This window comes from Pseudomonas sp. S60 (assembly GCF_016647865.1).
Classification (GTDB): domain Bacteria; phylum Pseudomonadota; class Gammaproteobacteria; order Pseudomonadales; family Pseudomonadaceae; genus Aquipseudomonas; species Aquipseudomonas parafulva.
Genome location: NZ_JACVVH010000067.1, coordinates 1 through 20,925, shown reverse-complemented (window position 1 = coordinate 20,925; position 20,925 = coordinate 1). Strand labels below are relative to the sequence as shown.

Genomic DNA, 20,925 nt, shown 5'->3' with positions numbered 1-20,925 from the left:
CGCGCGGGCGGCGCTCGATTTCATAGGCGCTGCACCTGTAACGGCGAACACCTCGCAGCCCTCACCGATTCGATGCCGAGCCTGCATCCATCACGTCGCGCATCGCAAACAAGCTCCCCCCCTACAACCCCTCCAACTCCGCCATCAAATCACTCAGCCGATCAACCTTGTCCTCATCCAGCGCACTGCCCTGCAGCCCCTCCACATACACCGCCAGTTCCTCCACCGTGCTGCACTCGAACATCGCCCGTAGCGGCACGTTCAGTTGCAACTGCTTCTGCACCCGGGAGGCGATCTGCGTGGCCAGCAGGGAATGCCCGCCCAGCTCGAAGAAGTTGTCGTGCACACCCACCCGCTCGGCCTTGAGTACATCGGCCCAGATGCCGGCCAGGGTCTCCTCCAGTGCGGTACGGGGTGGCTGGTAGGCCTGGCTGTGCTGGCCGCCGATTTCGATGGCTGGCAGGGCCTTGCGGTCCAGCTTGCCGTTGGCGTTGTGCGGCAGGCTGTCGAACCAGGCCCAGTGCAACGGCACCATGTATTCCGGCAGTTCCGCGCGCAGCCGTTGCTTGATCTGCTCCAGCAGTGCGCCATCCCCGGTCACACCCTGATGGGCCACCAGGTAGCCCACCAAGTGCTTGCCGTTGACACCCTCCTGCACCGCCACTGCGGCATCACGCAAGGATGCCTGTTCGTGCAGGCGCGCTTCGATTTCGCCCAGTTCGATGCGGTAACCGCGGATCTTCACCTGATGGTCGATACGCCCAACGTACTCCAGCACCCCGTCTGCACGCCGCCGCGCCAGGTCACCGGTGCGGTAAAGCCGCTCACCCGGTGCCCCGTAGGGGTGCGGGATGAAGGCCAGGGCCGTGCGCACCGGGTCGCTGACGTAACCACGCCCCACACCGGTGCCGGCTACGCACAGTTCCCCCACCGCCCCCAGTGGCACCAGGGTCTGTTCGTCGCCAAACAGGTACAGACGGTTGTTGTCGGTCGGCGTGCCGATAGGCAGGTAGGTGCCACGGGTAGACGCGGCATCGACGCGGAAGAACGCCACGTCATCCGAACACTCAGCAGGGCCGTAGGCATTCACCAGCCCGATATGCGGGTAACGTTGCAGCCACTGCGCGGCCAGCTCCGGCGGCATGGCCTCGCCCGTCGGCAGCATCCAGCGCAGGCCGTCCAGGGCCTGGTGTTCGTTCGCCAACATGCCCTGGATCAGCGAAGGCACGCTCTCCAGCACCGTAATGCCGGTGGCTTGCACATGGGCCAAAAGGCCCTGGGGATCATGGGCAATGGCATTGGGCACGATCTGCACCGTGGCACCGAACAACGGGGCGGCGAGGAACTGCCACACCGAAATATCGAAGCTTTGCGACGCCGTCTGGGCGATCACGTCCCGCTGGCTCAGCTCAAGGTAAGGCACTTTGCTCAGCTGGTTGTTGAGCATGCCGCGCTGCTCCACCATCACACCCTTCGGCAGCCCGGTGGAGCCAGAGGTGTAGATGACGTAGGCCAGGTTGTCCGGCCCGCTGTAGATCCCCGGGTTATGGCTGGCTACCTGGCTGGCCTGGATGTCCTCCCACACCAGCAACTGCACCTGCCCTTGCAGGCTGCCCAGCAATTGCCGGGCCTGTTCGGCACAGGCCGCTGTGCACACCAGCACCGGGGTGCTGCTGAGCGCGATGATGCCTTGCAGGCGTGCGCTTGGCAGGCCCGGGTCGAGCGGCAGGTAACCGGCACCCGCCTTGAAGCTGCCGACGATCATGCCCAGCAGCGGCAACCCGCGCTCGGCCAGCAGGGCCACCGGCTGGTCCAGCTGCACCCCGGCGGCAACCAGGGCGTGGCCCAGGCGGTTGGCCGCCAGGTTGAGCCCGGCGTAATCGTAGGAGGCCTCTTGGCAGCGGGCCACGGTACGCTGCGGGTGTGCGGCCACCTGGGCCTCGAACTGCGCGATGTAGCTGTGCTCCAGTGGGTAGTGGTGCGCAGTCCGGTTGCAGTCGTCCAGCAGGTAGCGCTGTTCTTCGGCGCCCAGCAGCGGCAGCTCGCTCACCTCACCGTCGAAGCCTTGCACCAGCGCCAGCAACAGGCGCTTGAACTCGGCCAGCAGGCGCTCGACCGTTGGGTAGTCGAAATACCGCTGGTCGAACGACAGGTGCAGGCCCAGGTCGTCGCCCGGGTAGCACACCGCCGTCAGCGGGAAGTTGGTGTGGGTGCGGCCCGAATCGGAGCTGGCGTTGAGGTGCTGGGCGTGGTCGAGCACGGCGGTTTCCACCGGGGCGTTCTCGAACACGAACAGGCTGTCGAACAACGGCTGGCCCTTGGGCAGCTCGCTGCATTCCTGGATCGCCACCAGCGGCAGGTACTCGTATTCGCGCAGCTCCATGTTGCTTTGCAGCAGGCCCTGCAACCACTGGCGCACACTGCAGCGCTCACCCGGGAGCGGCAGGCACACCCGCAGGGCGACGCTGTTGATGAACAGGCCCACGGTGCGTTGCATCTGCGGCATGCTCACCGGCCGACCGGCAACGGTCACCCCGAAGGCCACGTCACGCTCGCCGCTGTAGCGCGCCAGCACCAGGGCCCAGGCCGCCTGGGCGAAGGTATTGACGGTGAGCTGATGGGCCTGTGCCAGCTCACGCAGGCGCACACCCTCGCGGGCTTGCAGGCGGGTGTAGCAATCACCGACCACCATGCCGCTGCCGGCGTGGTCATGGCGCAGCGGGCGGTCGCTGGGGATGGCGGTTGCGCGTTCAAAGCCGGCCAGGTTGGCCTGCCACCAGGTGCGGGCATCCTCCAGGCCCTGGCGTTGCAGCCAGCCAATGTAATCGCGATAGCGCGGTGGCACCGGCAACTGCGCCGGGCGGCCTTCGCCCAGCGCCTGGTAGACCTCGAAGAAGTCGTTCATCAACAGCGAGCGGCACCAGGCATCGATGAGGATGTGGTGGTTGCTCATCATGAACCAGTAGCGCTCGTCGGCCACGCGCACCAGGCGCAGATGGAACGGCGCTTCACGCAGCAGTTCGAAGCCGGCTTCGCGCTCCTGCTTGTGCAGTGCCTGCAGGCGGGCTTCCTGGGCGGTGTCGTCAAGGCCGCGCCAGTCCTGGTAATCCACGGGCAGGTTGCCCGGTTTATGGATGATCTGCAGCATGGCCTCGCCGCTGTTCCAGCTGAACGAGGCACGCAGCGCTTCGTGGCGCGCCACCACCGCCTGCCAGGCCTGGGCGAACCGCTGCGGGTCCAAGGCGCTGTTGATGCGGTAGCGGTCCTGCATGTAGTAAAGGCCGGTGCCGGGCTCCAGCAGGGTGTGCAGCAGCATGCCTTCCTGCATCGGGGTCAGGGGGTAGACGTCCTCGATCTGCGCAGCCGGTACCGGCAAGGCGTCGATCTGCTCCTGGGTCAGGTGCGCCAGGGGGAAGTCCGACGGGGTGAAGCTGCCATTGCCATCGACCAGGCAGTGGGCCACCAGTGCCAGCAGCTCCTGCCGATAGGCTTCGGCCAGGCGGGCGATGGTTGCCGGGTCATAGCGTTCGGCACTGAACGTCCAGCGCAGTTGCAGGGCGCCGCCGTACACCTGCCCGTCCACGCTCAGCCAGTTGGGCAATGGCGCTTCCGGGTCATGGGCCTGGCCGGCCGGTGCCTGCAGTGGCTCGAACAGCGCCGCGCCGTCGAACTGCTGGTCGAACTGCCCCAGGTAGTTGAAGGTGATCCGCGCCTGCGGCAAGGCCGCCATCTGTTCACGCCCGGCCTCATCGCCCAGGTAACGCAGCACACCGTAGCCCAGGCCCTTGTGGGGCACCTGGCGCAGTTGCTCCTTGATACGCTTGATAGAACCGGCGCGCGCAGCGTCGTCATTTCCCGGCAACGGACGCAGGCTCAGCGGGTAGGCGTTGGTGAACCAGCCGACGCTGCGGGTCAGGTCCATGTCTTCGAACAGCCCGTCACGGCCATGGCCTTCGAGCTGCACCAGCACTTCCTGGTCGCCGCTCCAGCCGCACAGGGCCCGCGCCAGCGCCGTCAGCAGCAGGTCGTTTACCTGGGTGTGGTAGGCCGCCGGCGCTTGCTGCAGCAGTTGCCGGGTCTGTTCCACGTCAAGGCCGATGGCCAGGGTATGGGCGTGGCGGTGCAGGTTGCCGCCCTGGGGGTGGTCGCAGGGCAGTTCGCGGCGCACGCCACCCAGTTGGCCTTGCCACCAGCCCAGCTCGTCGCGCAGCGAGTCGCTGCCAGCGTAATTCGCCAGGCGTGCCGCCCAGTCGCCCTGGGTGTGGGTCTTGGCCGGCAGCGGCTGGCTGCGGTACAGCGCCTGCAGGTCTTCGAGCAATACCCGCCACGACACACCGTCGACCACCAGGTGGTGGATGGCGAGCAACAAGCGCTGAGTGCCCTGCCCGTCGCTGACCAGCAAGGCACGCAGCAATGGCCCGCGCTCTAGGTGCAGGCTGCGCTGCACGTCGGTGTACAGCGCCTGGCAGTCGGCAAAGTCCGCGACCGTGGCGGTCCACAGCAGTTGCTCGGCAGCAGGCGGGGCATACTCGGCCTGCACGCGGCCATGAGCCTGGACGAAGCGCAGGCGCAGGCTGTCGTGGTGCTGCACCAGGGCTTCCAGGGCCTGCCCCAGCACTGTTTCATCCAGCGGCTGACGCGCCTGCAGCAAGACGGCCTGGTTCCAGTGCTGCGGCTGCGGCACATCGCTGTCGAAGAACCAGTGCTGGATGGGCGTGAGGCCGGTCTGGCCCGTGCGCTGGCCCTGCTCGATGGCGCTGGCCGTATCGCTGCGCTGCACCACGGCGGCCAAGGTCTGGATGGTCTGGTGCTGGAACAGGTCACGCGGGCTGAACTGCAAACCGGCCTGACGGGCGCGGCTGACCACCTGGATCGACAGGATCGAGTCGCCACCCAGCTCGAAGAAGTTGTCGTTCACGCCCACCTGGGCAAGGTTGAGCACATCAGCCCACACCTGTGCCAGCTGCGCTTCCACTTCGTTACCCGGGGCCTGGTAGTGCTGGCGGGCCTGCTCCAGGTCCGGCAGGGGCAAGGCGCGGCGGTCGAGCTTGCCGTTACCCATCAGCGGCAGGCTGCCGAGCAGCACCAGGTGCGCCGGGACCATGTAGTCAGGCAGGTGCTGGCGGGCATCGGCCTTCACCGCCTCGCGCAGCCGGGCCTGGGCCTCGCTGGCGGCGCTTGCCTGCTGGCACACCAGGTAGCCAACCAGTTGCCGGCCACCCGGCAAGTCCAGTGCCAGCACCACGGCCTCTTCCACATCGGCATGGGCCTGCAGGCGGCTCTCGATTTCACCCAGTTCGATACGGAAGCCGCGAATCTTCACCTGCTGGTCGGCACGGCCAACGTACTCCACCAGGCCATCCACGCCCAGGCGCACCAGGTCGCCCGTACGATACAGGCGGCCACCTTCCGTGCTGAACGGGTCGGCGACGAAGCGCTCGGCGCTCAGGCCCGGCCGGTCGTGATAACCCTGGGCCAGGCCCGCCCCGCCCACATACAGCTCGCCGATGCCGCCTTGCGGCAACAGGGCCAGGTCTTCGTCCAGGATGTAGGCGGTACGGTTACCGATGACGCGCCCGATCGGTACGCTGCCCAGGTCTGCCGCCAGCACCTCGGGCGCCAGGCAAGCCAGTGGCATGACCACGGTTTCGGTGGGGCCGTAGGCGTTGAAGCACTGCTGCGGCGCGAAGGCCTGGCGGATTCGCAGAAGGTGCTCGCCCGTCAGCGCTTCACCCCCGGTGATTACCAGGCGTACCGGCAGTTGCTCGCCCTGCGCACCCAGGTACTGGGCCAGCTGGCTGCCGTAGCTGGGGGTAAAGCCAAGAATGCTCACCTGCTGCTCGCGCACCAGTTGGCAGATCTCCTGCGCGCCCCACTGCCCCTGGGCCCGCAGCACCACGCGGGCCCCACACAGCAGTGGCACCCACAGGCGCTCGCTGGCCGCATCGAAGTTGATCGAATAGAAGTGCAGTTCGCAGTCATCACTGCGCATGCCGAACGCGGCGATCACCGCCTGGCAGTGCATGGCGAACTCGCCGTGGCTGACCACTACGCCCTTGGGCTTGCCGGTGGAACCGGAGGTGTAGATCAGGTAGGCCTGGTGCTGCGGCAGGCTGACGTTATCCAGCGGCGCATCGCTGAAGGCAGCCAGGCTGGCGGCATCGTCATCGAGGCACCAGCGGGTGACGCCCTCCGGCAGGTCGCCCAGTGTAGCCAACAACGCCCGCTGGCTCAGCAGCAGGCCGATGCGGCTGTCCTCGATCATGTAGCGCAGGCGGTCGAGCGGGTACTCCGGGTCGAGGGGTACGTAGGCGCCGCCGGCCTTGAGGATGGCCAACAGGCCAATGACCATTTCCAGCGAACGCTCCAGGGCCAGGCCCACACGGACCTGCGGCCCCACGCCGCGCTCGCGCAGGGCGCGGGCCAGGCGGTTGGCACGCTGATCGAGTTCGGCATAGCTCAGGTGCTGGCCGGCGAAGGTCAGCGCGCCCGCCTGGGGCGTGCGCGCAGCTTGGGCGGCGAACAGGCCGTGCAGGGTCTGGCCCAGGTCGAAGCCCTGCTCGCCCTGCAACTCCCCGGTCAGCGCCTGTTGCTCGGCGCTGGTCAGCATCGGCAATTGGCACAGGCGTTGTTGCGGGTCGTCGAGCAGGCCCACCAGCAACTGCTGCCAGTGCTCGGCCATGCGCGCAATGCGCGGCTCATCGAACAGGTCGCGGCTGTAGGTGAGGCAGCAGCCCAGGCGGCCGTCGAGGTCGGTGACCTCCAGGTACAGGTCGAACTTGGTGGCACTGGCGTCGTTGACCAGGTAGTCCACTTGCATGCCCGCCAAGGTGCGGCTTTGCTGGAAGGCCCAGCGCTGCACGTTGCACATGACCTGGAACAACGGGTTGTAGGCGCTGCTGCGGGGCGGCTGCAAGGCCTCCACCAACTGGTCGAACGGCAAGTCCTGGTGCGACTGGCCCTCGATGGCGGCCTGGCGCACCTGCTCCAGCAGCGCACTGGCAGTCATCTGGCCATCCAGCTGGCAGCGCAGCACCTGGGTGTTGAGGAAGGCCCCGATCAGGCCTTCGCTTTCCGGGCGGATGCGGTTGGCCACCGGGGCACCGATGCGCAGGTCACGCTGGCCGCTGTAGCGGTGCAACAGGGCCGCCAGGGTGGCGGTCATGGTCATGAACAGGGTCAGGCCGCGCTGGGCATTGAAGGCATGCACGCGGCTTACCAGGGCCGGCGCCAGCTCGAAACGGTACAGCGCGCCCCGGTGGCTCTGCACGGCGGGCCGTGGGCGGTCGGCGGGCAGTGCCAGCACAGGGTGCTCGTCGCCCAGGCGCTGTTGCCAATAGGCGAGCTGACGGGCGCCCTCGCCGCTGTCCAGCCACTGGCGTTGCCATACGCTGTAGTCCAGGTACTGCACGGGCAGCGGTGCCAGTGGCGAGTCGCGGTCATCGACAAAGGCCTCGTACAGCTCGCCCAGCTCGCGGGCGAAGATGTCCATGGCCCAGCCTTCGGTGACGATGTGGTGCAGGGTGAGCACGAAGAAATGCTCGCGCTCGCCGGCTTTCACCAGGCAGGCACGCAGCAGCGGGCCGCGCTCCAGGTCGAACGGCTGGTGGGCCTGGTCATCGGCCAGTTGCTGCAGGCGTTGCTGGCAAGTGTCGGCGGGCAAGGCGCTGAAGTCCTGCCAGTGCAGCTGCAGGCGGGTGTCTGCCGCCACGCATTGGTAGGGCACGCCATCAATGCTGGGGAAGGTGGTACGCAAGGTTTCGTGGCGCACCAGCAGCGCCTGCAGCGCCCGTTCGAAAGCATCCACATGCAAGGTGCCGCGCAGGCGGGCCATGCCGCCGACGTTGTAGGCCGGGCTGCCCGGCTCCATCTGCCAGAGGAACCACATGCGCTGCTGGGAATACGACAGCGGCACGGCCTGGCGGCGGTCCACACGGGCGATTTGCCCTTGCAGGTTGCGTTCACCGGCTGCCTGGATACGCGCGATTTCGACGCAGAATGCCCCCAGTTCGCTGGCGTCGAACAACGCCTTGAGCGGCAGTTCCACATCGCAGGCCTGGCGCGTGCGCGACACGATCTGGGTGGCCAGCAGCGAGTGCCCGCCGAGGGCGAAGAAGTCGTCCTGCAGGCCAACGCGCGGCAGGTTCAGCACCTCGCGCCAGATGGCGGCGACGGTTTGCTGCAGCGCCGTCTGCGGCTCGACGTGCTCGCGCTGCTGCCACACCGGGGCCGGCAACGCCTTGCGGTCGACCTTGCCGCTAGGGCCCACGGGCATCTGCGCCAGGGGCACGAGCTGCGCCGGCACCATATAGGCGGGCAGTTGCGCTGCCAGCAGGTTCAACAGGTCAGCTGGCTGCGCACTGCCGCTGTAGTAGCCCACCAGTTGCGCGCCTACGGCGTCCTGGTGAATGAGCACCAACGCCTGCTCGACGCCGGCCTGCGCCAGCAGGCACGCCTGCACTTCCTCAGGCTCCACGCGGAAACCCCGCACCTTTACCTGGTGGTCCAGGCGGCCGAGGTATTCCAGCGCTTCGAGCTGCGGCTGCCAGCGGGCGCGGTCACCGCTGCGGTACAGCCGCTCGCCATGGCCATCAGGCTGGGGCACGAAGCGCTCGGCGGTCAGGCCTGGGCGGTTCAGGTAGCCACGGGCCAGGCCCGCGCCACCGAGGTACAGCTCACCCGGCACGCCGGGGGCGGTCAGTTCGAGCTCGTCGTCCAGTACCCGGCACAGCACATTGCCCAGCGGGCGACCGATGGGCGAGCGCTCGCCATCGGCCACCTGGCAGTGCCAGTGGGTGACGTTGATGGCGGTTTCGGTCGGGCCGTAGCGGTTGTGCAGTTGCACCTGCGGCAGCACCTGCAGCACGCGGTCACGCAATGCGGCCGGCAAGGCTTCACCACCGGAGAACACCCGGCGCAGGCTGGTGCAGCCGGCCGCCTGGGGCTCCTGGGCAAACACCTGCAGCAGTGGCGGTACGAAGTGCAGCGTGGTCACAGCATGAGCCTGGACCAGGGCAGCGATGCGCTGCGGGTCGCGGTGCTCACCGGGGCTGGCGAGCACCAGCCGGCAACCGGTGACCAGCGGCCAGAAGCACTCCCACACCGACACGTCGAAGCTGATCGGGGCTTTTTGCAGAAGCACGTCGCTGTCGTCCAGGCCGTAGGTAGCCTGCATCCACTGCAGCCGCTCGGCCAGCGCACCATGGGTATTGCCCACGCCTTTGGGCTGGCCGGTGGAGCCGGAGGTGTAGATCACATAGGCCAGGTTGTCGGCTTCCAGGTGCAGGCCCGGCGCCTGGCTGGGCCAGCTGTCGAGGTGCAGTTGGTCAAGGGCGATCACACTCACGCCGTCGACCTGGGGCAGGTTGTGCAGTGTATTGCTGTGGCTGAGCAGCAGGCTGGCCTGGCAATCCCTGAGCATGTAGGCCAGGCGCTCGGCCGGGTAGTCCACATCCAGCGGCACATAGGCACCACCGGCCTTGAGGATGGCCAGCAGGCCCACCAGCAACTGCGGCGAGCGCTCCACGGCAATGGCCACGCACGTATCGGGGCCCACACCCTTGTCGCGCAGGTAATGGGCGAGGCGGTTGGCCTGCTGGTGCAGCTCGGCATAGCTGAGGCTGCCACCCTCCCAGGCCAGCGCCACGCGCTGCGGATGAAGCCGGGCCTGCTCGTTGAGCTGCTCCACCAGCAGGCGCTGGGGCGCAGGTGCCGGGGCCTGGCCCCAGCCCAGCAACCGCGCACGGGCCGCTTCGCTCAACAGCTGCACTTCGCCCACCGGGCATTGCGGGTTGGCACACACTTGCTCGAACAGGGTCAGCAAATGCTCGGCCAAACGCTGGACAGTGCTGGCCTCGAACAGCTCACTGGCATAGTCGAACGCCAGGCTCAGGCGGCCCTGGTGGTCTTCCTCGCTGTGCAGCTGCAAGTCGAACTTGGCTTCACGGCTGTGCCAGGGCAGCTCCTCGGCCAGCAGCCCGGGCAGGCGGCGCAAGGCCGACAGGTCGCGTTGCTGGTGGTTGAACATGACCTGGAACAGGCCCTGCTCGCGGGCATCGGGGAACGCCTCCAGCAGTTGCTCGAACGGCAGGTCCTGGTTGGCCTGTGCCTCGACGCTGGCCTGGCGCACCTGGGCCAGCAACTGGGTGAACGGCAACCGCCCATCGACGTGCGCACGCAGTACCTGAGTGTTGATGAAGAAGCCGACCAGCCCCTGGGTTTCCAGACGCGGGCGGTTGGCGTTGGGGATGCCCACGCGGATGTCAGCCTGGCCGCTGTAGCGGTACAGCAACGCCTGCCAGCCCGCGAGCAGCACCATGAACAGGCTGGCCTGCTGCTCACTGGCCAGGCGCTTGAGGGCTTCGGTGAGGCGCGTGGGCACCTTGACCTGCAAGCGCGCGGCAAGGTGCTCACGCTGGCGGCTGCGGGGGTGATCGGTGCACAGGTCCAGCGCGGGCAATTCGCCTGCCAGGTGCGCCTGCCAGTACGCCAGCTGGCGCTCGGCCACACCGCTGGCCAGCCACGCCCGCTGCCAGGTGCCGTAGTCGGCATAGCCCAGGGTCAGCGGCGCCAGCTTGGCCTCCAGGCCCTGGCAGCTGGCCGCGTACAAGCGGGCCAGTTCGTCCAGCAGAATGTTCAGCGACCAGCCGTCGGCGACGATGTGGTGCAGGGTTACCCAGAGCTGGTGGTGTTCATCGTCCAGACGCGCGAGGGTGACGCGCAGCAGCGGGCCCTGGGTCAGGTCGAACGGCTGGCGGGCTTCGGCTTCACGCTGCAGGGTGACCTGAGCGCCAGGCAGCCCATCAAGGTCGAGGTGCTGCAGGGCCAGCGGCTGGGCGGGCAGGATGTGCTGCAGCGGCTGGCCGCCTGCCTCGCTGAAGACCGTACGCAGGGACTCGTGACGTTCCACCAGGGCCTGCAGTGCAGCCTGCAGTGCGTGCTCATCGAGCTCGCCGCGCAGCACCAGCCCGGCCGGAATGTTGTAGGCCGCCGACTGGGGTTGCAGTTGCCACAGCAGCCACAGGCGGTTCTGGGCCAGCGACTGGGGCAGCGGTTGTTCACGTTGCAAGGTGCCGATGGCAGCCGCCTGGGGCAGCCCTTGCGCGACAAGGGCTGCCACTGCGCGGGTGTAATCGGCCAGCACCGGCGCTTCGAACAGGGTACGAAGGCTCAGGTCGATGCCCAGCTCGTCGGCCAGCCGTGCAGTGGCCTGGGTGGCGGCGATGGAGTTGCCGCCCAGCAACAGGAAGTGGTCGTCGGCGGCCGCCGTCTCGACGTTGAGAACATCCCGCCATACCTGGGCGATACGCGCTTGCAGGGCATCGCCGCTGAGGGCTCGGGCGGCCTCTGGACGCTGGTGCGGGAAGCGGGCGTAGCAATCCAGGCTGCCCTCTTCCATGCGCAGGCGGCAGGCTGAGCGTTGCAGCTTGCCACTGGAGGTCTTGGGCAGCGCCCCGGGGTTCAGCAGCAGCACCACGGCAGGTGCCTGACGGCAGGCATCGGCGACCACCTGGCGCAGGGTGGTGATCAGCGCCTGGGGGTCTATCGCCTTCTGCACATTGCGGCTGACTTCCACCGCCACACCAATGCCCTCTTCGCCCTTGTGCTCCACGCCGAACACCGCCACCCGGCCTTTGCGCAGCCCCTGAACCTCCTGCTCCAGGGTTTTCTCCAGGTCTTGCGGGTACAGGTTCTGACCGCGCACGATCAGCATGTCCTTCAGGCGGCCGGTCACGAACACCTCACCGTCACGCATGAAACCCAGGTCGCCGGTACGCAGCCAGCGCTGGCCGCCCTGCTCGACGAAGGTGCGGGCAGTCGCCTCAGGGTTGCGCCAGTACCCCAGGGCGATACTCGGCCCTGCCGCCCAGATTTCACCCACCTGATTGTCGGCCAGTACCTGCAGGTGCTGGGGCTCGACAATGCGCACGGCATGCCCGGGCTGCGGCCAGCCGCAACTCATCAGCACGCTGCCTTCGCCAGGCTCGGCGCGGTGTTCGGCGAAAGCCTGGGCGTCCAGTTCCAGCGCCGCGATGCCTTGGCCACGGCGGCTGCCGCTGACAAACAGGGTGGCTTCGGCCAGGCCATAGCTGGCAAAGAAACTTTGCGGGTCGAAACCACAGGCCTGGAAGCGCTCGGCGAAGGTGGCCAGGCTGTCCTGGCGGATCGGTTCTGAACCCGAATACGCCACGCGCCAGCGGCTGAGGTCGAGCCCTTCGAGGGCGCTTTCGCTGACCCGCTCGCTGCACAACCGGTAGGCGAAGTCGGGGCCTCCGCTGATGGTGCCGCCGTATTCGCTGATTGCCTGTAGCCAGCGCAGGGGGCGTGCGAGGAAGTAGCCCGGCGACATCAGCACACACGGCACGCCGCTGAAAATCGGCTGCAGCAGCCCGCCAATCAGGCCCATGTCGTGGTAAAGCGGCAACCAGCTGACGATCACATCATCGGGGTTGAGGTCGATGCCGAAACCACAGCGGATCAGTTGTTCGTTGGCCACCAGGTTGCCGTGGCTGACCTGGACGCCCTTGGGCAGCGCAGTGGAGCCGGAAGTGTACTGCAGGAAGGCGATGTCGTCGGCCTTGAGCACGGGTTCGCGCCACGCATCCGCCAGTGCCAGGTCAAGGCCATCGACGGCCAGCAGCTCAGGGGCATCGGCGGCTGAAAGCGCGTCCAGGCCCTGCAGGCTGCCGTGCAAGGCATCGACGGTCAGCAGCAGGCGCGGCTGTGCGTCGGCGATGATCGACAGCAACCGCTGCTGGTGGTGCTGGCGGGCCGATTCTGGCGGGTAGGCAGGCACGGCGATGATGCCGGCGTACAGGCAGCCGAAGAACGCCGCAACGTAGTCTGGCCCGCTGGGGAACAGCAGCACCGCGCGCTCGCCATGGCCGGCCCGCGCCTGCAGGGCGGCAGCGATGGCGCGGGCGCGCTGGTCGAGGTCCCGGTAACTGAGCACGGCCTGCTCGCCCGGCGTGTCGGCCAGAAAGCGCAAGGCGACTTGGTCCGGGCTGAGCGCGGCACGCTGCGTCAGGGCCTGGACCAGCGTGAGCGGGAGTTCGAAGGCATGCGTCATGGGTGTTCCTGCCAGTGTCTGGGTGGGCGGGCCGGTTGCACCGCCACCAGGGCGGGCAGCATGGGCGGCCGGGGATGTACACAGGGGAACGGATAGGCAGGGGCAGAAATTAGCGGGTGTTGCCCTGTATGCGGGCCTGAGGACGCGCCCCTCAGGCAGGACCTGGCTTAGAACTGAAAAATACAGATACTAATTTCGTTTCGTATTTGACAATCATTATCATTCTGAATAGCTTGTCGCACGTCTCAGGACGCATCTGAAGTTTCAGTGCGCCCTTTCCCTTCTGTGACAAGGTGATTTCCATGGCGGAACAACTATCCACAAGTAAGTGCGATTCACCATTACTCCAGGCCTTCGTCGACAACCGCAACATCCTGCTGAAGATTGCTGCACGCATTACCGGCTGCCGGTCACGCGCCGAAGACGTGGTACAGGACGCGTTTTTCAGGCTTGGCAGCGCGCCACAGATCACCTCCTCGTTCAAGGCGCAGCTCAGCTACCTGTTCCAGATCGTGCGCAACCTGGCCATTGACCATTACCGCAAGCAGGCAATGGAGCTGAGGTATTCCGGTAGCGAGGAAGAGGGCCTGAACGTGGTCATCCAGAATGCCTCGCCCGAAGCCACCCATATCAACCGGGCAGCGCTCGACGACATCGCCCAGGCCTTGAACGAGCTGCCCCAACGCACCCGCTATGCGTTCGAGATGTACCGCCTGCACGGTGTGCCGCAGAAGGACATCGCCAAGGAGCTGGGCGTCTCCCCTACCCTGGTCAATTTCATGATTCGCGATGCATTGGTGCATTGCCGTAAAACGGCCAGCCGGCAAGGTTGAACGGGCGCCGCGCAGCGCATTGCGCTGCGCGCCCGCTCACTCAAACCAGGTCACAACGCTCAAAAAAACGCTCCCGCCCCAGAATCATCAGCGCGGCGCGCTTGTGCGGGAAGTCGAATTCCTTGTCGCAGTGGAAGCACTGGTCATGCATGTAGCCAATCATCCTGGCATTGTCGGCACGCGGCTCGGCCACTACCCGCTGGGTGCGGGGGTCGTCCAGGAACAGGTAGTGCACCAGCGCCGATAGCCAGCTGGCTACCTTGTGCGGGCCGCGGTGGCGCTGTTCGCCCACCAGCATGTGGATGCCGCGGTCGTAGTCATCGGCCGGGTAGAACGGCGCGATGCGGTCTTCTTTCGCCCAATAGGCTTCGAAGTAAGCGAACGGCTCGTCGTCGAAGCAGCCGATCAGCGTCAGGGTATGCGGGTCGGCGTCCAGCTTGCTCAGGTATTCGCGGTGCTGCGCCAGCGTGCCGCCTTCCTGCCAGAACGCCTCTACCCGCGGGTCGTTCTGCCAGCGGTTGAAGCGCTCCAGGTCGTGCTCGATTTCCAGGGTACGCAACGACACCCAACTGCCCAGCCGCGCATCGAAGCGCCGGTACACTTCCCCCCGCGGCTTTGGCGCACGCTGGGGGTGGCGCTTGCCATCGGTGATGCGCATCTGCTGCGGGTACACCGGTGCCACCGACTCGCCCAGCCATGGCTGCGGCAATTGCCAGAACATCCCGCGCTCGCACACATAGTGGCCCGGCTGCTCTTGGCGCAACAGGCCGCTGGCAAGGGCCTGCACGGGCAATTCGGGGATCTGCCAGGCCAGCCGCTGGCAAGCCGGGTTGCGTGACAGCAACCAGTAGCATGCGGCCCACAGCGCCTGGTAGGGCCGCTCGGTGCATGCGTGTTCCAGCTGAACGGCAAGCGGCTCACCAGGCTGCACACGCAACTGAATCAATGGCCGCCCCTGTAAGGACAGGCTCAACCGGTTATCCCCCTCCTGGCCATCAAGGCTGCGCCAACGGGGGGGTGACAAAGGCTGCGAAATGGCATCGAAAGGCATGGGCGTAGCTCGCTGAAGTGGAAAAGTGGGCTCACAGTCGAGAACGAGGGCGCCAAAGCCGAATTTAGTGCAGTTCGGGCGTGAGCTGTATGCCGTAGGGCTCGAAGATGCGGCCCAGTTGGCCATTGTCGCGCAGCACCTGCAGCAGCCCGGCAAACGATTGCGCCGGTATCGGCGCGCCGGGGCGCAGCAGCGCATAGTGGTGGTACAGCTGGTCAATGCGCTGCGAAGGCAGCAGTTGCGCGCGGCTGGCGGGGTTGCGGGCGATGAAGTCGTTGAAGAACGAGCGGGTTACCAGGGCAATGTCGGCCCGCCCCGCCTGCACCATCAGCAGGTTGCTGTCATGGGAGTAGGTGAGCGTGGCATTGAACGCATTGCGCAGGTAGCCGGGGTCGGGGTTGAACCCGGCGAATGCGTAGTGGTAGCCGTTGAACAAGGCCAGGCGTTTGCCCCGCAGGTCGTCGAAATAGCCAGGGCTTTGCGCGCTGCTGGTGCGGGCAACGAACACCTCCGCGTCTTCCAGGCCCATGTCCACGGCCTGGTGCGGCACCTGTGCCCAGCCCCATTGCGGGTTTTCGAAAATGGCCATGTCGGTGCGGCCCTGCTTGAGGTCGCTGAAGCGGCGCTGCACGGAGGTGGGCACCAGCACGAACCGATAGCCAGGCTGCAGGCGGTTGAGGGCGTCGATCAGTTGCACCAGCAGGCCGGCACCGGCGCCCTGCTCGGGGCGCACGGTATAAGGGGGAAAATGCGCAGCCCCGACTCTGACCTCGACCTGCTCGGCAGCCCATGCCGGTGCCGCCAGCCAGAACGCGGCAAACAGCAGCAAGGTCGACAGGGCCTTAAGGCCGGGCGCTGGAGTCAAGACGGACACTCATCACGTTGGATGCCTGGGTATGCCTAAGCTAGGCGCTTTCCAGGGGCGGCACAACTGCCGAAACCTGACCTTTATGCCAAAGCAGGCGGCAAAATGCCAGGGGGTGCCTGAACGCCGGACTTTGGCTACGCTCTAGCAGGATCTGCAAGGGAGCCTGGTATGGGCCATTGGTTGGTGATCGACCTGGAAGCGACGACAGACGACGGCGGCTGGCCAGTCGCAGACATGGAAGTGATTGAAATCGGCGCAAGCCTGGTGACCCGTGAAGGCCGTGAGGTGGACCACTTCCAGCGCTTCGTGCGGCCCCGGCGCAGGCCGCAGCTGACACCGTTCTGCCGGCAGCTGACCCACATCAGCCAGGCCAACGTGGACACGGCCGCACCGTTCGCCGAGGTATGGGCAAACTTCGAGCGCTGGCTGGGGCATCACCGCGAGCAATTGCAGGCGTGGGTGAGCTGGGGTGACTACGACCGCCAGCAACTGGCCCAGGAGTGGCAGCAGCACGGCCTCGACAGCCTGTTGCGCGCCCTGCCGCACATCAACCTCAAGCAGCGCTTTGCCAAGGCCCGCCACCTGCAACGGCCCACGGGGCTCAACAGCGCGTTGCAGATGGCGGGCATGCACTTTTGCGGGCAGCAGCACCGGGCCCTGGAAGATGCGCGCAACACCGCGCGGCTGCTGCCGTTGAGCCTGCCAGCCGGTTGACCTGCGCTGCCGTTCAAAGCAGATGACGGGGCCTTTGGCCTTGGGCATACTGGCCAGCCTTTTTGCCCTCTTCTTTTTTTGGAGTCGCCCATGTTCAAGGTCAACGAGTACTTCAACGGCACCGTCAAGTCGATCGCCTTCACGGGCGAGGAAGGCCCGGCCACTGTAGGGGTGATGGCGGCAGGCGAATACGAATTCGGTACGGCCAAGCGCGAGATCATGCACGTGGTATCGGGCGCACTCACGGTCAAGCTGCCAGGCAGTGACAGCTGGGAAACCTTCAAGGCGGGCGACAAGTTCAATGTGCCGGCAGACAGCAAGTTCCAGTTGAAGGTAGCGGTAGATACCGCTTACCTGTGTGAATACCGCGACTGATCCAACGCGTTCGCGGGGGCCTGCTACGCAGGCCATCGCGACCTCCGGTCGCCCCTAAGGTCGGATCAGGAATTCTGCGGTTAGCCGGGCGGCGGCCTGCAGGTGCCGGTCGTGGGTGAAACCTGAGGCGCGCAGGGGTTTCAGGTCGTGATCGGCAGCGGTCAGCCAGCTGACCTCGATGGCGGGCGATAACCTGTAACCGGCCACCGCCTCCCGGTTACCCAGCGCGTCCCGCTCGCCCTGCACGATCAGGGTCGGCGTCTTCAATGCGGCCAGGTGCTCCACCCGCGGCTTCTCCGGTTTACCCGCCGCATAGAACGGGTAACCCAGGCACACCACCCCATCTGCACCCAGTTCATCGGCCACCAGGCTGGCCATGCGCCCGCCCATGGACTTGCCGCCAATGGCCAATGTGCCTGTGACTAATGGTCGCACCTGCGCATACACCTCACGCCAGCAATCAAGCAATACCTGTTGCGGGTTGGGCGGGCGCTTGCTGCCGCCCTGGCGCCGCTGCGCCATGTAGGGGAACTCGAAGCGCACTACCGCTACCCCAAGCGCCGCAAGCCTTTGCGCCATTTCGTCCATGAACCCGCTGTCCATCGGTGCGCCTGCACCGTGGGCAAGGATCAGGCAAGCCCGGTACCTGCCACTGCCCTGCAGCTGTGCAGGATCGCAGCGCAAGCCTGGGACATTTCCGACCTTCGCCCATTGATCCCCGTCAATGCAGGCATTTTGCCCATTAATCATGCTTGCCTCGCTGTATAGCCTGCCAATAACCGTGGATGGGAACCCATACATGAACACAACCAGCAGTACCGCCTATAACTACAAGGTGGTCCGCCAATTCGCCATCATGACGGTGGTTTGGGGAATCGTCGGGATGGGGCTCGGCGTCTTCATCGCCGCCCAGCTCGCCTGGCCTTTCTTCAACTTCGACCTCCCCTGGACCAGCTTCGGCCGCCTGCGCCCACTGCATACCAATGCGGTGATCTTCGCCTTCGGTGGCTGCGCCCTGTTCGCTACGTCGTATTATTCGGTGCAACGCACCTGCCAGACCACCCTGTTTTCACCGCGACTGGCGGCGTTCACGTTCTGGGGCTGGCAACTGGTGATCCTGCTGGCGGCCATCAGCCTGCCGCTGGGCTACACCAGTTCCAAGGAATACGCTGAACTGGAATGGCCGATCGACATCCTGATCACCATTGTCTGGGTTGCCTACGCCATCGTGTTCTTCGGCACGCTGATGAAGCGCACCACCAAGCACATCTACGTGGGCAACTGGTTCTTCGGTGCGTTCATTCTCACCGTTGCCATTCTGCACATCGTCAACAACCTGGAACTGCCGGTCAGCCTGACCAAGTCCTACTCCGTGTATGCCGGGGCCACCGATGCCATGGTGCAGTGGTGGTACGGCCACAACGCGGTGGGCTTCTTCCTGACCGCAGGCTTCCTGGGCATGATGTATTACTACGTGCCCAAGCAGGCCGAGCGCCCGGTGTATTCCTACCGCTTGTCCATCGTGCACTTCTGGGCGCTGATCACCTTGTACATCTGGGCCGGCCCACACCACCTGCACTACACCGCCCTGCCCGACTGGGCACAGTCGCTGGGCATGGTGATGTCGCTGATCCTGCTGGCACCCAGCTGGGGTGGCATGATCAACGGCATGATGACCCTGTCGGGCGCCTGGCACAAACTGCGCAGCGACCCGATCCTGCGCTTCCTGGTGGTGTCGCTGGCGTTCTACGGCATGTCCACCTTCGAAGGCCCGATGATGGCCATCAAGACGGTCAACGCCCTGTCCCACTACACCGACTGGACCATCGGCCACGTACACGCCGGCGCCCTCGGCTGGGTAGCGATGATCTCCATCGGCGCGATGTACCACACCATCCCGAAAGTGTTCGGCAAAGAGCGCATGTACAGCATCGGCCTGATCAACGCGCACTTCTGGCTGGCCACCATCGGCACCGTGCTCTACATCGCCTCGATGTGGGTCAACGGCATCGCCCAGGGCCTGATGTGGCGCGCAGTCAACAGCGACGGCACGCTCACCTACTCGTTCGTGGAAACCCTGGTGGCCAGCCACCCAGGCTTCATCGTGCGCTTCGTCGGTGGTGCGATCTTCCTCAGCGGCATGTTCCTGATGGCCTGGAACACCTGGCGTACCGTGCGTTCGCCGGCGCTGGATACCGCCCCTGCGAATGCCCAGCTGGCTTGAGGAGACCTGCCTGATGAAACATGAAGTCATCGAGAAAAACGTTGGCCTGCTGGCCCTGCTGATGGTGTTCGCCGTCAGTATCGGCGGGCTTACCCAGATCGTCCCGCTGTTCTTCCAGGACGTCACCAACAAGCCGGTGGAAGGCATGAAGCCCTACACCGCCCTGCAGCTCGAAGGCCGCGACATCTACATCCGCGAGGGCTGTGTTGGTTGCCACTCGCAGATGATCCGCCCGTTCCGCGCCGAAACCGAACGCTATGGCCATTACTCGGTAGCCGGTGAAAGCGTATGGGACCACCCGTTCCTGTGGGGCTCCAAGCGTACCGGGCCGGACCTGGCCCGCGTCGGCGGCCGCTACTCGGACGACTGGCACCGGGCGCACCTGTACAACCCGCGCAACGTGGTGCCGGAATCGAAGATGCCGGCCTACCCGTGGCTGGTTGCCCAGCAGGTCGACAACAGCCACACCGATACCAAGATGCGCACCCTGCGCACCCTCGGCGTGCCCTACACCGACGACGACATCGCCGGCGCCCGCGAAGCGGTCAAGGGCAAGACCGAGATGGACGCCCTGGTCGCCTACCTGCAGGTGCTCGGCACCGCGATCAAGAACAAGAGGTAAGTGCGATGGAAATGGATATCGGCATGATCCGTGGCCTGGGCACCCTGGTGGTGATGATCGCCTTCATCGGCCTGAGCCTGTGGGTGTTCAACCGCAACCGCGACCGTGACTTCGCCGAGGCGCGCCTGCTGCCCTTCGTCGATGACGGCGTGCCTGCGGGCAGCCAGGAACCTGCAAAACGTGCACCTGTGAGGAGCAAAGCGCAATGACCGCCTTCTGGAGTACCTATATCAGCGTACTGACCATCGGCAGCCTGATCGGCCTGACCTGGCTGCTGCTCGGGACCCGCAAGGGCCAGAGCAGCGAGACCACCGACCAGACCATGGGGCACAGCTTCGATGGCATCGAAGAATACGACAACCCGCTGCCCAAATGGTGGTTCTGGCTGTTCGTCGGCACCTTGGTGTTCGGCGCCGGCTACCTGGTGCTGTACCCAGGCCTGGGCAACTGGAAAGGCATCCTGCCTGGCTATGAAGATGGCTGGACCGGTGTGAACGAGTGGCAGAAGGAGATGGACAAGGCTGACGCCAAGTTCGGCCCGATCTTCGCCAAGTATGCCGCCATGCCCGTGGAGGAAGTGGCCAAGGATCCGCAGGCACTGAAAATGGGCAGCCGCCTGTTCGCCTCCAACTGCTCGGTGTGCCATGGCTCCGACGCCAAGGGTGCCTATGGCTTCCCCAACCTGACCGACAAGGACTGGCGCTGGGGCGGCGAGCCGGAAACCATCAAGGCGTCGATCATGAATGGCCGCCACGGCGTGATGCCGGCCTGGGCTGAAGTGATCGGTGAGCAGGGCGTGGCGGATGTGGCTGCGTTCGTGCTGACCAACCTCGATGGCCGCAGCCTGCCGGAAGGCGTCAAGGCCGACGCTGCCAAGGGTAAGGAAATCTTTGCCGGCAACTGCGTGGCCTGCCACGGGCCTGAAGGCAAGGGCACCCCGGTCATGGGCGCGCCAGACCTGACCCACCCACAGGCGTTCATCTACGGCTCAAGCTTCGCCCAGTTGCAGCAGACCATCCGCTACGGCCGCCAAGGCCAGATGCCAGCCCAGGCTGACATCCAGGGCAACGACAAGGTCCACCTGTTGGCCGCCTACGTCTACAGCCTGTCCCAAGGCGAAACCGCCGCCCAGTAACCCTCCCCCTCGCTCCGCCGGCCCCCGCCTCGGC

General features: G+C 66.0%; 11 protein-coding genes. 7 read left to right on the top strand and 4 right to left on the bottom strand.

Annotation, left to right across the window (positions count from 1 at the left end):
- Window positions 1-121: 121 nt before the first annotated feature.
- Entirely contained in the window at window positions 122-13,069 is a 12,948-nt protein-coding gene (locus IAE33_RS22715; protein ID WP_201165344.1) for a non-ribosomal peptide synthetase, read from the bottom strand.
- 302 nt (window positions 13,070-13,371) lie between these two features.
- Here IAE33_RS22715 and IAE33_RS22710 point away from each other — a divergent pair, with 302 nt between their 5' ends.
- Entirely contained in the window at window positions 13,372-13,902 is a 531-nt protein-coding gene (locus tag IAE33_RS22710; protein ID WP_028632181.1) for an RNA polymerase factor sigma-70, read from the top strand.
- A gap of 40 nt (window positions 13,903-13,942) precedes the next feature.
- Here IAE33_RS22710 and IAE33_RS22705 read toward each other — a convergent pair whose 3' ends face one another.
- On the bottom strand, window positions 13,943-14,953 hold the full coding sequence (locus tag IAE33_RS22705) for a GNAT family N-acetyltransferase (RefSeq protein WP_201165343.1): 1,011 nt from the start codon (window positions 14,951-14,953) through the stop codon (window positions 13,943-13,945).
- 64 nt (window positions 14,954-15,017) lie between these two features.
- Entirely contained in the window at window positions 15,018-15,818 is an 801-nt protein-coding gene (locus IAE33_RS22700) for a substrate-binding periplasmic protein (protein ID WP_201165342.1), read from the bottom strand.
- A 171-nt stretch (window positions 15,819-15,989) separates the two neighbouring features.
- Between IAE33_RS22700 and IAE33_RS22695 the strand changes: the two genes are divergently transcribed.
- Entirely contained in the window at window positions 15,990-16,535 is a 546-nt protein-coding gene (locus IAE33_RS22695; RefSeq protein ID WP_201165341.1) for an exonuclease domain-containing protein, read from the top strand.
- 90 nt (window positions 16,536-16,625) lie between these two features.
- Window positions 16,626-16,910 (top strand): pyrimidine/purine nucleoside phosphorylase, encoded by a 285-nt coding sequence (ppnP, locus tag IAE33_RS22690; protein ID WP_028632177.1) that lies wholly within the window; start codon window positions 16,626-16,628, stop codon window positions 16,908-16,910.
- 54 nt (window positions 16,911-16,964) lie between these two features.
- Here the strand turns inward: ppnP and IAE33_RS22685 are convergent, their stop codons facing one another.
- Window positions 16,965-17,660 (bottom strand): alpha/beta family hydrolase, encoded by a 696-nt coding sequence (locus IAE33_RS22685; protein WP_236407276.1) that lies wholly within the window; start codon window positions 17,658-17,660, stop codon window positions 16,965-16,967.
- A 49-nt stretch (window positions 17,661-17,709) separates the two neighbouring features.
- Between IAE33_RS22685 and ccoN the strand changes: the two genes are divergently transcribed.
- The 4 genes from ccoN to ccoP are packed head-to-tail and all read left to right on the top strand — an operon-like array spanning window position 17,710 to window position 20,891.
- On the top strand, window positions 17,710-19,134 hold the full coding sequence (gene ccoN, locus IAE33_RS22680; RefSeq protein ID WP_028632175.1) for a cytochrome-c oxidase, cbb3-type subunit I: 1,425 nt from the start codon (window positions 17,710-17,712) through the stop codon (window positions 19,132-19,134).
- A gap of 13 nt (window positions 19,135-19,147) precedes the next feature.
- The gene (ccoO, locus tag IAE33_RS22675) at window positions 19,148-19,756 is read left to right on the top strand and encodes a cytochrome-c oxidase, cbb3-type subunit II (protein WP_028632174.1); all 609 of its coding nucleotides are present in this window, start codon (window positions 19,148-19,150) and stop codon (window positions 19,754-19,756) included.
- Window positions 19,757-19,761: 5 nt separating this feature from the next.
- On the top strand, window positions 19,762-19,965 hold the full coding sequence (locus tag IAE33_RS22670) for a cbb3-type cytochrome oxidase subunit 3 (protein ID WP_201165336.1): 204 nt from the start codon (window positions 19,762-19,764) through the stop codon (window positions 19,963-19,965).
- Window positions 19,962-20,891: a cytochrome-c oxidase, cbb3-type subunit III gene (gene ccoP / locus IAE33_RS22665; protein WP_201165334.1), complete on the top strand. Its 930-nt coding sequence runs from the start codon at window positions 19,962-19,964 to the stop codon at window positions 20,889-20,891. Before IAE33_RS22670 ends, ccoP begins: the two co-directional genes overlap by 4 nt.
- Window positions 20,892-20,925: the final 34 nt, after the last annotated feature.